The sequence below is a fragment of the Acinetobacter sp. AKBS16 genome (assembly GCF_002899995.1).
Classification (GTDB): Bacteria; Pseudomonadota; Gammaproteobacteria; order Pseudomonadales; family Moraxellaceae; genus Acinetobacter; species Acinetobacter baumannii.
The window spans coordinates 30,908-43,936 of record NZ_POYH01000068.1 but is presented as its reverse complement, the minus strand read 5'-3'; the positions used below and the strand labels follow the sequence as shown (position 1 = coordinate 43,936).

At 41.1% G+C, this 13,029-nt stretch carries 17 protein-coding genes; 4 read left to right on the top strand and 13 right to left on the bottom strand.

Annotated features, from left to right (window positions below):
• The 8 genes from C1642_RS12520 to C1642_RS12485 form a co-directional block, all read right to left on the bottom strand.
• The coding region (locus tag C1642_RS12520; protein ID WP_146035329.1) for an alcohol dehydrogenase catalytic domain-containing protein at positions 1 to 650 on the bottom strand (650 nt) is incomplete at its 3' end.
• A 38-nt stretch (positions 651 to 688) separates the two neighbouring features.
• Positions 689 to 1,249 carry a DNA-3-methyladenine glycosylase I gene (locus C1642_RS12515; RefSeq protein WP_000857011.1) on the bottom strand — a complete coding sequence of 187 codons (561 nt, stop codon included), beginning with the start codon at positions 1,247 to 1,249 and terminating at the stop codon, positions 689 to 691.
• Between the two features lie 30 nt (positions 1,250 to 1,279).
• Positions 1,280 to 1,525 (bottom strand): hypothetical protein, encoded by a 246-nt coding sequence (locus C1642_RS12510; RefSeq protein ID WP_001287365.1) that lies wholly within the window; start codon positions 1,523 to 1,525, stop codon positions 1,280 to 1,282.
• Between the two features lie 9 nt (positions 1,526 to 1,534).
• On the bottom strand, positions 1,535 to 2,071 hold the full coding sequence (locus C1642_RS12505) for a M23 family metallopeptidase (RefSeq protein ID WP_001216279.1): 537 nt from the start codon (positions 2,069 to 2,071) through the stop codon (positions 1,535 to 1,537).
• A 47-nt stretch (positions 2,072 to 2,118) separates the two neighbouring features.
• Positions 2,119 to 3,153 (bottom strand): A/G-specific adenine glycosylase, encoded by a 1,035-nt coding sequence (gene mutY, locus C1642_RS12500; protein WP_032067970.1) that lies wholly within the window; start codon positions 3,151 to 3,153, stop codon positions 2,119 to 2,121.
• Between the two features lie 140 nt (positions 3,154 to 3,293).
• On the bottom strand, positions 3,294 to 3,656 hold the full coding sequence (locus C1642_RS12495) for an HIT family protein (protein ID WP_000130110.1): 363 nt from the start codon (positions 3,654 to 3,656) through the stop codon (positions 3,294 to 3,296).
• Between the two features lie 185 nt (positions 3,657 to 3,841).
• Complete coding sequence (locus C1642_RS12490; RefSeq protein ID WP_000100775.1) at positions 3,842 to 4,579, bottom strand: dienelactone hydrolase family protein; 738 nt, start codon at positions 4,577 to 4,579, stop codon at positions 3,842 to 3,844.
• A gap of 171 nt (positions 4,580 to 4,750) precedes the next feature.
• On the bottom strand, positions 4,751 to 4,909 hold the full coding sequence (locus tag C1642_RS12485) for a DUF1328 domain-containing protein (RefSeq protein WP_000490267.1): 159 nt from the start codon (positions 4,907 to 4,909) through the stop codon (positions 4,751 to 4,753).
• 194 nt (positions 4,910 to 5,103) lie between these two features.
• Between C1642_RS12485 and C1642_RS12480 the strand changes: the two genes are divergently transcribed.
• The 3 genes from C1642_RS12480 (at position 5,104) to C1642_RS12470 (ending at position 8,215) form a co-directional block, all read left to right on the top strand.
• Complete coding sequence (locus tag C1642_RS12480) at positions 5,104 to 5,562, top strand: YcgN family cysteine cluster protein (protein WP_021510252.1); 459 nt, start codon at positions 5,104 to 5,106, stop codon at positions 5,560 to 5,562.
• A gap of 109 nt (positions 5,563 to 5,671) precedes the next feature.
• Positions 5,672 to 6,844, top strand: a complete 1,173-nt coding sequence (locus C1642_RS12475) for a PQQ-dependent sugar dehydrogenase (RefSeq protein ID WP_031999546.1) — start codon at positions 5,672 to 5,674, stop codon at positions 6,842 to 6,844.
• Positions 6,845 to 6,949: 105 nt separating this feature from the next.
• Complete coding sequence (locus tag C1642_RS12470) at positions 6,950 to 8,215, top strand: replication-associated recombination protein A (protein ID WP_001285406.1); 1,266 nt, start codon at positions 6,950 to 6,952, stop codon at positions 8,213 to 8,215.
• Positions 8,216 to 8,230: 15 nt separating this feature from the next.
• On the opposite strand, the gene C1642_RS12465 is transcribed toward C1642_RS12470, so the two are convergent.
• From C1642_RS12465 to dapA, 5 genes are all read right to left on the bottom strand, one after another.
• Positions 8,231 to 9,070: a formate/nitrite transporter family protein gene (locus C1642_RS12465; protein ID WP_000349489.1), complete on the bottom strand. Its 840-nt coding sequence runs from the start codon at positions 9,068 to 9,070 to the stop codon at positions 8,231 to 8,233.
• 285 nt (positions 9,071 to 9,355) lie between these two features.
• Positions 9,356 to 9,559 (bottom strand): hypothetical protein, encoded by a 204-nt coding sequence (locus tag C1642_RS12460; protein WP_000418560.1) that lies wholly within the window; start codon positions 9,557 to 9,559, stop codon positions 9,356 to 9,358.
• 192 nt (positions 9,560 to 9,751) lie between these two features.
• Positions 9,752 to 10,471, bottom strand: coding sequence for a phosphoribosylaminoimidazolesuccinocarboxamide synthase (gene purC / locus C1642_RS12455; RefSeq protein ID WP_000917863.1), 720 nt, complete (start codon positions 10,469 to 10,471; stop codon positions 9,752 to 9,754).
• A 36-nt stretch (positions 10,472 to 10,507) separates the two neighbouring features.
• A complete protein-coding gene (locus C1642_RS12450; RefSeq protein ID WP_001177091.1) occupies positions 10,508 to 11,110 on the bottom strand; it encodes a hypothetical protein in 603 nt (200 codons plus the stop codon).
• A gap of 15 nt (positions 11,111 to 11,125) precedes the next feature.
• Positions 11,126 to 12,019 (bottom strand): 4-hydroxy-tetrahydrodipicolinate synthase, encoded by an 894-nt coding sequence (dapA, locus tag C1642_RS12445; RefSeq protein WP_000193600.1) that lies wholly within the window; start codon positions 12,017 to 12,019, stop codon positions 11,126 to 11,128.
• Between the two features lie 329 nt (positions 12,020 to 12,348).
• Here dapA and pncA point away from each other — a divergent pair, with 329 nt between their 5' ends.
• A complete protein-coding gene (gene pncA / locus C1642_RS12440; RefSeq protein ID WP_103236397.1) occupies positions 12,349 to 12,993 on the top strand; it encodes a bifunctional nicotinamidase/pyrazinamidase in 645 nt (214 codons plus the stop codon).
• Positions 12,994 to 13,029 lie beyond the last annotated feature (36 nt).

The window sequence follows — 13,029 nt, the reverse complement described above, 5'->3', positions numbered from 1 at the left end:
ACATGGTCGGCTCCCATTGCTTTGAGTTCTTCGGTTTTATCTGGGTTAGAACTAAAAGCAGTGATCTCACAGCCCCACGCTTTAAGGAGCTTAATGGCGATATGACCCAAACCACCAATGCCAATTACACCCACGTGATGTGTTGCCTGAATTTTGTGTTTGAGTAATGGGTCAAAAACGGTAATTCCGCCGCAAAGTAAAGGGCCTGCACTTTCGGGGTCTAAATCTTCGGGAAGGGGAATGGCCCATTGCCAACCAGCACGAACCTTATCGGCAAAGCCACCCGCATGTCCCACGATTGTTGCGACATTTTCGCCCGTACAAAGAACTTGCTGACCGCCAATACACTCATCACAGGCTTGGCAACTTTCGGCGGTCCAGCCAATACCGACACGTTGCCCAATTTGTAGTCCTTTGGCTTCTGAGCCTAAAGCAACAATTCGTCCAATAATTTCATGACCTGCAACTACAGGGTACACGGTTGAACGCCATTCATTATTTAAAACAGAAATATCAGAATGACACAAACCACAGTATTCAACTTTTACCTCAACCTGATGCGGTTGTAATTCACCTGCATCAAATTGGTATGGGACCAGTTTTTCACCTGCCTGCATTGCAGCATAAGCCTGAATCGTATTATTGCTCATCGGAAACTCCTTAAGCGGATTTGAACCGTTCTGGTGGGTTAGGAAGCTTTAAATTGACAATCGTTTTCATGGTCATTGACCATACCCACTGCCTGCATAAAAGCATAGCAGGTGGTTGGACCAACAAATTTGAAACCATTTTTTTTGAGCGTTTTGGAAAGTTTTAGGCTGAGCTCAGTTTGAGCAGGGGCCTTACGATAATCTGCAACATCATTGTTTTGTGGCGCTGCATCTACAAACTGCCAAAGCCATTTAGAAACATCACCAACTTGGGCTTTAAGGGCTTGCCAAGCAATCGCATTATCACGAATAGCTTTGAGTTTGCCTAAGTGACGAATTAAGCCTGCATCGGATAGTTTTGTTTCTAAAAAGTCATCCGTAAATGCGGCAATGTCAGCAATAGGATGATTAAAAAAGTGCTGGCGGTAGCTTTCTCTTTTTTTTAGTACGGTAATCCAAGATAGACCTGCTTGTTGTCCTTCAAGACAGAGCATTTCAAATAATCGGGCTTCGTCGTGTTCTGGTTTGCCCCATTCTTCATCATGGTAAGCAATATAGAGTGGATCATCGGAACACCATCCGCAGCGTTGAGTTTTCATGATGATGCTCCTTATATTTATCTTGGTATTTTAGAGTTTGAATGGTACCCATTCATTTGGGCGAGTATCCCAATAATACAGTTCAGCTTGAGTTAAGTCTTCAAACTTTAGCCAAAAGTCTTTGCCAACTTTATCTGAAAAACCGGTACTGATCAGTAGGGCATCATCACTGATTTCCATGATCCAGCCTTGATAGCTATTGCCATTTAAAATGATCTTTTGCTGGTTGCCAGACTCGGCAAACTCTACTAAGCGATTGATCAGCGCTTCCGACATAAAATGTTCCTAGCGTAAATATGAATAAGGATTAACAGCACCACGACCTTTACCATCTAAGTAAAGACCATAATGAAGATGAGGTGAAGTATAACGTGCATTGCCCGTGTTGCCGACATAACCAATGAGGTCACCCTTTTTGACATAGTCGCCTACGTTTAAGCCACGTTTATGTCCATCAAGATGAGCATAATAATGCCATGTTCCTGCCGGGCCTAAAATCCAGATCACTTTGCCACCGAGGTTATTATTACGAAGATCGGCAATGAGCCCTTCAGTTGCACTGTACACTTTGGTTCCACGTGGAGCCAAAATATCAATTCCTTCGTGGCTACGGCCCTGACTACGAGCAGCTCCCCATGTGTCTTTTAGCTCATCTCGATCGACACCTTTTACGGGAACAGGAAGCCGATTTGGAAGCTGCATACTCTTGAGTTTGCTAACTTGGGCTGGTGAAAGCGGGGCAGGTTTTTTAGGTGCACTGGCGCAGGCTGCCAATAGAATAATGAGAAAACCTAGTGAGAGATGGGAAACTAAATGTCGCACAAAATACTCCCTGTCACAGCCATATCAAAATTATTTTGCTCACTATGTCATGAACGGCTTGTCGAGATCAATTTTTTCATAGCAGTTGGAACACCTTTAGCAATAGCTTGTTCTGGACTCAGCCATTGGCCTTCAAGTTCAATCGCCAGATGTTCTTTTTGATCAGGTTCCACGTGGAACACATGAGCATTAAGTAACCATGTGAAGTGAGTAAAGCTATGACTGATCTGAAAAGTTTGTGGTCGAGGTTGTAGCTTAAATTGCTGACTTAATTTCAAGCGTTCATGTTCATTTTCTAAAATAGGTAAACAAAATAAACCGCCCCATAGACCATGAGCTTGGCGTTGCTGCCAGAACCATTCATCTTCGCACTGAATAATAAGAACATCTGCCGTTTTAACAGGTGGTGTTTTTTTCGGTTTTTTAAAAGGTAATTCTTGTTCTAAACCTTGCTGATAAGCCTGACAATGAGCTTGCATTGGGCAATATAAACAAAGAGGTTTTTTAGGCGTACAGATGGTTGCACCCAAGTCCATAATCGCTTGAGTGTAGTCATGATTACGATGAGTAGGGCAAAGTTCTTCAGCTAGTTTCCACATTTCACGTTCGTGTTGTGGCTTGCTTAAGTCATCTTCAATAGCAAAGAAACGGGCTAAAACGCGTTTCACGTTGCCATCCATAATCACGCCATACTGACGTAAACCCAAAGACATGAGTGCACCTGCGGTCGAGCGACCAATGCCCGGTAGTGCAATCCATTCTTCTAGGGTTTCAGGAAATTTACCTTGCTGTGCTACAAGGCCAGCGGCTTTATGCAAATTGCGGGCACGAGCGTAATAGCCAAGACCTGCCCAATAAGGAGCTACTTCATCCCAAGTTGCATGACCTAAAGCTTCTACAGTTGGGAAGCGTTCCATAAAGCGGTCAAAATATTGCAGAACTGTTTTTACCTGAGTTTGCTGTAACATAATTTCAGAAACCCAGACTTTGTATGGATCATCTGCGACTTGCCAAGGCAAATCATGCCGACCATGTTGATCGAACCAGTTTAAGAGGGCATCAGAAAAAGAAAATTCAGGCATGAACAGCTATAGAAGAAAAGTAAGGGCTAAATTATAGCTGAAATTTGGGTGAAATTTTGTTTAAAGCAACCGAAGAAAATGGACATATGAAAACAGGGACTACATCAAAAATGTAGTCCCTGTTCTATGAGTAAAAAGGATTAATCCTTTTGTACACCCCAACGTTGATCAAGTTTCAACGGTTGATTTTTGTAGTATGGAATGACATGAATGTGAAAATGGTCAGAAGTCTGTCCAAACACTTCACCATCATTAAAGCCAATATGGAAACCGTCTGGCTGATGGCGAAGCTGGGTTTCATGACGGGCAATTTCAAGAAGTGTCAGTAAGCCTTGGTGCTCTTTAGACGTAATATCAAAAAACGAGCTGACGTGGCGTAGCGGAGTCACTACACAGTGACCTTTAGACAACGGATTTGGGTCTGGCAAAATTACAGCAAATTCATTCTTATCAATGATGTCATATTCATCAAAATCGCAATACGGACATTTCTTGTCAGTCATTGTTGTATCCTCTCATGTTATTCCATTAAACCCCGAGTGCGGGAAATAAGACTAGGCTTTGCTCTAGCTCAACGGGAGTATATTTATTGAAGTATGGTTTAAAAAATACAGTAAAAATATTGCAAAGTCATAAACATTTAAGGGAGCAAATGCGAAAAATGCCATTTGCTCCAAATTTGCTTCTTTTATTTTAAAGTACGTTCTAATAAAGCGTACATTTTAGCAAGGCCTTGTTTCTCCGCTTCGCTGTTGTAGCCAAGGTCTACACCATTCGCTTTAGCTCTTTCATCTGCAAGCGGGTTACTAAAGCCATGTTTAGCATCTTTTAAAACCACTACCTCATGTTTAACCTCAGCAGCTTGCATCTCTTTTTCAAAATTAGCAACATCTTCTAAGGTGACCATGCTGTCTAGTTCACCATGTAGAACCAATACCTCGCCTTGAATGTTGCCTTTTTGAGCAGGAGCCTTAGGAGTTAATGTACCATGGAATGTCGCAGTTGCTTTGAGGGGAGCACCTGAGCGAGCTAGATCGAGTACCACTTTGCCACCATAGCAAAAACCTACCGCTGCAAGTTTTTCACTATTTACTTCCGGTTGAGCAGCTAAAGTTTGAAGCCCTGCATTAGCGCGGTCAGTCACCGTGTCTAACTCTTCAAATGTCTGCATCATCCATTCATAAGCTTGAGCTGCAGTCGTTGTTACTTTTTTATCGCCATACATGTCAATTGCAAGTGCAGCATAACCGTGTTCAGCAAGTTCACGCGCACGTTGTTCAGTGTATTCGTTACGACCCCACCACTCAGGACCAATAATGACACCTGGTACAGGTGTTTCACTTTCTGGAGCCGCAAAGTAACCAATTAAATGGCTACCATCTGGTGCAGTATATTGAATTTCACGGGTTTTAATTGCTGTACTCATGACATTAATCCTGAAATTAAATTCGATTTAAATACGCTTGATTAAAGCATAAAAAATAAAAGCCATATAAATAACTATGTAAAAAACTACATCAAAAGAAAAGCATAGAAATATTTATGCAATAAAAAAAGAAGGAACGAGTTCCTTCTTTTTGATATGGTCATGATTAAATTAAGTTCGGCCTCGCGAAATAAAACCAATAACAGCGAGAATTACAGCTATCACTAATAAAATCACGGCAAAGTCTTTAGATAACCCTGCAACACCACCAAACCCTAATAGACTGGCAATGAGTGCAATCACTGCAAAAATTATTGCCCAACGGAACATATGCTGTCCTCCTTATTTTTCATTGTCTTTTTACTATATAGCGTGTTTTTTGCACGAAATGTGTCGTTTATGTGGTTGAAATGTATATTAAACAATCATTTTGTGATGCCAAAAATACGGCTTCTTTTCTTAAGACCAGCGTACTTCAATGCTATAATCTGACTTTGCTTGATCTATATAGCCGTTAAAATCTTATGTCTACCGAGACCTCACTTCGTCCATTGTTTTGGAAAAATTATACGCTAGAGCAACTGACTCAGGCTGAGTGGGAGGCACTGTGTGATGGGTGCGGATTGTGCTGTTTGGTCAAGCTAGAAGATGAAGATACACATGAAGTTGCGTACACCAAAGTGGCGTGCAAGTTACTTGATTGCAATACTGGACGTTGTTCTGACTACCCAAACCGTCAGCAGCAAGTACCCGACTGTTTACAACTAACACCGGAAACCTTAAAAACCATACGCTGGCTGCCATCGAGCTGTGCCTATAAACGTTTGAATGAAGGCAAAAATTTACCTTCTTGGCACTATTTAAATACGGGTTCCAGACAAAGCGTAGTGAAAGCGAAAAAGTCGGTAGCAGGGCGTTGTATTCCTGAAACTGATGTACATGAAGATGATATCGAAGATTATGTGGTGCGTTGGGTGCGTTAATACGCTCCCGATGAGCATTTTTAATTACAGCGTATAATAAAGTAACATTTTTATCGTAAATTTTTTAATCATCTCCGTTATATAAAAATAAAAGCAAAAGGAGATAAAAATGATGAGACGATTAGCAGCCCCCTTATTATGTAGTAGTTTCTTCTTGTTAATGGCCTGTGGCTCTAATAATACTAATTCAAAAAATCCTGAACAAAATACAACTGCAAAAACAGAGCAGACCAGTGCTGCCAAACAAACTTATCAGGTCGAGGCAGTCGCACATTTTAAAGAGCCTTGGGCGATCACCAGTTTGCCTGATCAGCGGTTATTGGTGACTGAACGGCAAGGTAAGCTAAAAATTTTTAATCCACAAAATAAACAAGTGCTAGATGTTCAGGGTGTTCCAGCGGTGAACTATGGCGGACAGGGCGGTTTAGGTGATGTAGCCTTGCACCCGGACTTTGCCAAAAATCACTGGATATATCTTAGTTATGCAGGCAAAGGGCAAGGTGGGTCTGGTGCAGTGATTTCACGTGCAAAATTAGATTTATCTAACCCTAATCAGCCAAAACTTACCGATATAAAGCAGATTTGGCAGCAAGTACCTAAAGTCTCAGGACAGGGCCATTATGGGCATCGCATGCTTTTTGGCGCAGATGGTAAGCTGTGGGTGAGTTCAGGCGAGCGTCAAAAGTTTGACCCTGCCCAAAATATGAAAAGTAACTTGGGCAAAATCTTGCGTTTAAATGACGACGGTTCAGCAGCCTTAGGTAACCCATTTTATGAGCAAGGCGGTGTCACTGCTGAAATATGGTCACTTGGACATCGTAACCCATTAGGAATGGCCTTTGACCGTAAAGGACAGCTATGGGTGGTTGAGATGGGGCCAAAAGGTGGTGATGAGCTTAATATTATTACCAAAGGCGAAAACTATGGTTATCCGATTGTTTCAAATGGAGATCATTATTCAGGTCAGCCTATTCCAGATCATCACACGCGCCCAGAGTTTAAAGCACCAGAAATTGACTGGACCCCTGTAATCTCACCGTCGAGCTTAATTATTTATCGCGGACAACAATTTCCCGCATGGCAAAATAAAGCTTTAATTGGCGGGTTATCTTCAGAAGCAATTGTTGTTGTAGATTTAGAGCATAAGCCCGTAAAAGAAGTACAAAGATTAGAGATGAAGCAACGTATTCGTGGGTTACATGAGGCACAAGACGGTTCAATTTGGGTAATTGAAGATGGTCCCAATGCTCGTTTACTCAAGCTGAGTAAGAAACCCTCTTAATGCTAGGAAATACCCTGTAAATAAAGGATGTGTCTCATAGATTCAAATTGTAGATTTCTGTGAGACACAATAGACTATAGTGAAAAGACGATAAAGCTATTTGAGATGTCAGACACCCATATTCCACTTCCTGAACGCCTGCGCCCGAGAGACTTGTCTGAAATTATTGGGCAAGATCATTTGTTAGGTGAACATGCGCCCTTACGTCAAATGATTGATCAGGGACATTTGCCTTCTATTATTTTTTGGGGGCCGCCAGGCGTCGGTAAAACGACAATTGCTTTGCTTTTAGCTCAGGCAATAGATCGTCCGTTTGTTAGCTTATCTGCGCTGAATACGGGCGTAAAAGAATTACGTGAAGTAATTGCAGAAAGTGGTGACTTACTGACACCTGTAGTTTTTATTGACGAAATCCATCGCTTTAATAAATCACAGCAAGATGCATTATTAGGTGCCGTAGAAAAAGGTAAAATTACCTTAATTGGCGCCACCACTGAAAACCCGTCTTTTGAAGTCAATAGTGCACTTTTATCGCGCTGTCAGGTCTATACCTTAAACAGTCTAGACAGTGAGGCAATTCAGACGCTACTTAACAATGCACTCCAAAATGATAAATTTTTAAAAGAACGCTATATTCATATTGAAGAGTATGATGCTCTTTTACAGTTTGCAGCAGGTGATGCCCGTAAAGCACTCAATTTACTAGACTTAATTGCAAGTACTTTTGAGCCCGAAGTTGAAAATACGATTAATAATGCAGTTGTAGTAAAAGTCGCTCAGCAAAATATTGCGCGTTATGACAAATCGGGTGAACAGCATTACGACCTCGTTTCTGCCTTTATCAAATCGATTCGTGGTAGTGATCCAGATGCGGCTTTGTACTGGATGGCGCGGATGCTTAAAGGCGGAGAAGATCCGGTTTTTATTGCAAGACGTATGTTGATTGCTGCCTCAGAAGACATCGGGAATTCGAATCCAAATGCGTTATTACTTGCAGGTGAGTGTTTCCGTTCTGTACAAGCAGTGGGGATGCCTGAAGCTCGAATTATTTTGGGTCAAACAGCAGTTTATTTAGCGACCAGTGCAAAAAGTAATAGTACTTACCTCGCGATTAATAAGGCCTTAGAACTTGCTGAGAAAACGGCAAATTTACCAGTACCTTTACACTTGAGAAATGCGCCAACCAAACTGATGAAACAGCAAGGTTATGGGATTAATTATCTCTATCCTCATGACTACCCAGAGCACTTTGTGTTGCAAGACTATTTGCCGCCTGAGTTAAAGGGAACCAAACTCTATGAGTCGGCAAGAAACAAGCGTGAAGTTGAAGGTGAACGCCTACAACAACGCAGATGGCAGCAGGAACAATAGTTTTATTGTTTCCTGCTATTGTTCCAATTCTTCAGTCACCTGACCATAAATCAGCAGGGTAAACACGCCTGTACCACCAATAATATTGCCAATGGTGGTTGGGATCAGGAAATTAAACAGATATTCACCAAGAGAAGCTTCTCCTTGCCAGACCAGATAGGACATTTCGGTAGAGCCAACGACCACATGGGTAAAGTCGCCTAGTCCTATCAGATAAGTCATGAAAAAGATGACTAGGAATTTATTGCTGACGGAAGGTAGCATCCAGACCAATGCAGCAATTAAAAGCCCAGACATAACCCCTTTAAGCAGATTTTGGGTGGCGGAAAAAGACGCAACATGATGTGCGAGCTCATCTAGGGCTTTGTCAATGTTTGGAGTAAACAGGTCGGTGGTCAGGAAGAATAAACTCGCCAAAGCTGTTCCAATGATATTGCATAGAAACACGATTCCCCATAGACGGCCTACAGCTCGTAATTTGTCTAAGGTAAAGGGCTTAAATAGGGGCACAACTGTAGTAATAGTATTTTCGGTAAAGAGCTGCATGTGTCCTAAAATAGCGATCAGGAATCCAATGGTATAACCGAAATTGGTAATTAAATCGGTCCAGATGGCATCAGTTGGGATATAAGAAGCAATAATTGCCTTAAATACAAATGAAAAACTGATGACTAGACCTGCTGCAATGCCTGAAAAGATGAGCGCGGCTGTTGGGCGATCTAACTCTTCGGCACCATCACGGCGAATAATTTCATATACTAAACGGGGCGACAGTTTCTCGTGTTCTTCAACTGCCATTTTTTCACGCCAGCTTAGGGTTTGATCGACTTTCTCTTCTTCTAGTTCATGGTCCATCGGGTTTACTCCTCACTGAATAATTAATTTATATTTATCGTTTTTTATTTATTGTTAAGGCAGTGTTCAGGATAAATCTAGAAGATTCCTACCAGCTTTATGTATTTTTTTATGAATTGAACACTCTAGGGGTAAGCGAACTAGAACAATAATGCATGAAGAAAAGAATCGACCAGACCTGAGAGAAAAGTTAAGTATAAGAAAAGATAGCAAACTCAATCAGCCTGCTATAAAAAGTGTAACGTTGAAGCTAAGCGCTTGTAGTCATGAAAATGGCAACAATAATTAAAACAAGGTATATGCTCTCAAGGTACGTATGAGTTTCATATAGTCGCCTTGGGAAGCTTCAGAAATGACAGTTTCGACTTCAGCTTGGCTCCATCCTTGCTTTAAGGCAGAGTGGCTAAAATTAGATAAAATTACTAATGGATTTTCACCAAAATGGATTGGATGATTCATTAATCTCTTTTCAGGCTTAAATAGTTCCATAGACTCATCCTATTTAAAAATTTAATTATTGTGATGCAATTTATATTTTTTTTGATTTTAGTGCCTTGTTTTGAGATTGTGCAAGTCATAATTTAATTAAATATACAAATCTGTCTACTTTTCCTAAATTTTTGGGTGCTGAAAATAAAAAAACCGAGCTGAAATGCTCGGTTTTTTATAAAGTTGAGCTGATTAGATGTCAGATAAATCTACGCCTAAACGAGCAGCAACTTCTTCATAAGCTTCAACAACACCGCCTAAGCCTTGACGGAAACGGTCTTTGTCGAGTTTTTTCTTAGTATCTTTGTCCCATAAACGGCAACCGTCTGGAGAGAATTCATCACCAAGTACGATACGATCATGGAAAACACCAAATTCAAGTTTGAAGTCCACCAAAATCATGTTGCCTTCAGCAAATAATGCTTTTAATACATCATTTACTTTATAAGTTAACACTTTCATTTGTTCTAACTGTTCAGCAGTCGCCCAACCTAAAGCAATCGCTTGAGATTCGTTAACCATTGGATCGCCTAGGCCATCATCTTTGTAGAACAATTCAAATGTAGGAGGAGTTAACTCTTTACCTTCTTCTACACCTAAACGACGGCATAGAGAACCTGCTGCATAGTTACGGATTACACATTCAACAGGAATCATTTGAAGTTTTTTAACAAGAACTTCAGTTGGAGAAAGCAATTTTTCAAAATGCGTTTCGATACCCGCTTCAGCAAGTTTTTCCATGATGAAGGCGTTAAAACGGTTGTTCACCTTGCCTTTACGATCTAGTTGTTCGATTTTTTCGCCATTGAACGCAGAGGCATCATCACGAAAGACTAAAATCAGATGGTCGGCATTGTCTGTTTCATATACAGATTTTGCTTTACCAGTATAGAGCAAGGTTTGTTTTAACATGAGGGAACCTTTTTAAAAAAAATGCCTAGTAAACGACTAGGCTGGCCAATTTTGGTAAATCTGGTTTAACACTTCTGCGGCAACATCAGGGCTAGCAAAAGTGTTATCTGGATTAAATAGAGCAAGGCTATGACTAGAGCCAACACCAGTGAGCTTAAGCACATATGTATTGTCATTTACTTTAATCGTCGCTTGATTGTTACCTTGAGCGATGACGTTGTAATTTAACGTGCTTAATGTAGCTTTGGTGTATTGCCAAATCTCGGCAGTACTTCCATCAATTTTTAACAGTGGATTTTTATTACCATCTGTCACAAGTTGAGGGCGACCAAGCGCACTACCTGTTTGAGCAGATGCATCTGCTGTCGTATCAGTTTGAAGTGGTTCAGGACGTGGCAATGCAAAACGATTGCCACGCTTGTTTTCAAACTTCGGTGCGTGATCGATAGCAAGCTGGTCTACTGTTGGTGCAGGATACAAAGGTGTCGCTGGTCGTACAGTTGCATCGGCAGGGTACTCAAGTGGGGCGAGTTGCTTTGCATTTTTATAATCTAAAGAGTGATTATTGAGTGCGAAGCGACCACAGCCAGCTAAACTTAAGGCTGAAACTGCAAGGACTAAACCAAGACGTAATTGCATCATAAATTGCTCTTATTAAATAATTCCCGCATCTTTTAGGGCATTGCGGAGAGGTTCGCGATATTGCTCAGCGAGAGGAGTGAGTGGTAAACGAATACCAGTATCAATCAGTCCCATCTCATGTAGTGCCCATTTCACAGGAATTGGGTTTGATTCGCAAAATAGAATATTGTGTAAATTTGCAATCTTATTGTTAAGCGTCTTTGCTTGTTGCTCATCTTTTGCAATTGCAACCGCACATACTTCGCTCATTGCTTTAGGTGCAATGTTTGCAGTAACCGAGATATTACCGTCTGCGCCAAGAAGCATAAGTTCCCATGCAGTTTCATCATCACCTGAGTACACAGCCATCTTGCCGTTTAAAGCATCGATTAAAGCTTTACCGCGCGGTACGTCACCTGTTGCATCTTTAATGCCGACAATATTTGGAATTTCCGCTAAACGAACAGCTGTATCGTTTGACAAATCTACACCTGTACGACCAGGTACGTTGTAAAGAATAAGCGGTAATTCAACAGCTTCAGCAATCGCTTTATAGTGTTGGTAAAGGCCTTCTTGAGTCGGCTTATTATAGTATGGGGTTACAAGTAAAGCTGCATCTGCGCCAAGGTCTTTGGCAGCTTTAGTTAATTCGATTGCTTCACGGGTTGAGTTTGCACCAGTACCGGCAATAATTGGAATACGTTTGTTGGCTACACGAATAATTTCTTTAATAACCTGTGTGTGCTCTTCCATGCTCAATGTTGAGGCTTCGCCGGTTGTACCGACGGCTACAATACTGTTTGTACCTTGTTCTATGTGCCACTCAACCAGCTTCTCAAGACTCTTCCAATCTACACCGCCATCTTTCAACATGGGAGTGACGATTGCGACGATTGAGCCTTGAATGGTCTGTGCTTGCTGAGTCATTTTAAAAAATATCCTATTTATCCATCCGAATCTGAGGTAAGAAAAACAAAATGTGGGATGGTTGCAGTATTTTGATTGTCCAGTTCTAACAATAACAGATTGTTGAATGACAATTATGCAAATTATGACTGATCAGACGCATAAGAACAATATGCTTGACTGATAAACCCTATGTAAACTTGAGCAAAACATAGAATGCCAATTTGATCATTTCAAGTAAAAGACAGTAAAAATGAGAATATGGTGCAATTCTTCCAACCTCTACTTAACACGGTCTTTTTTATGGCAAGATAAAATGCATATTTCTCCCGAATGGGACTTAAGATGGCATGAAAATGAATAAACAACCACAAAATTCGGCTTTAGTCGTAGTTGACGTGCAAAATGGTTTTACCCCTGGTGGAAACCTAGCAGTTGCCGACGCTGATACGATTATTCCAACCATTAACCAATTGGCAGGTTGTTTTAAAAATGTAGTCCTCACTCAAGACTGGCATCCGAATAATCACATTTCTTTTGCAGCCAACCATCCGGGCAAGCAGCCATTTGAAACGATTGAACTGGATTATGGATCACAGGTGCTTTGGCCAAAGCATTGTATACAAGGCACTCATGATGCCGAATTTCATCCGGATTTAAATATCCCGACAGCTCAACTGATTATCCGAAAAGGTTTTCATGCTCATATTGATAGTTACTCGGCTTTTATGGAAGCCGACCACTCAACAATGACAGGTTTAACGGGTTACTTAAAAGAACGTGGTATTGATACGGTCTATGTGGTCGGAATTGCCACAGACTTTTGTGTCGCATGGACTGCTTTAGATGCGGTTAAGCAAGGCTTTAAAACTTTAGTGGTTGAAGATGCGTGCAAAGGTATTGATCTTAATGGTTCATTAGAACAAGCGTGGCAAACTATGCAGCAACAAGGTGTTGTTCGTATTCAATCGACTGATCTGTTGAATGAATGCTAGAGATACTGATTTTGATGCTTGGACTTTAATTGCGAT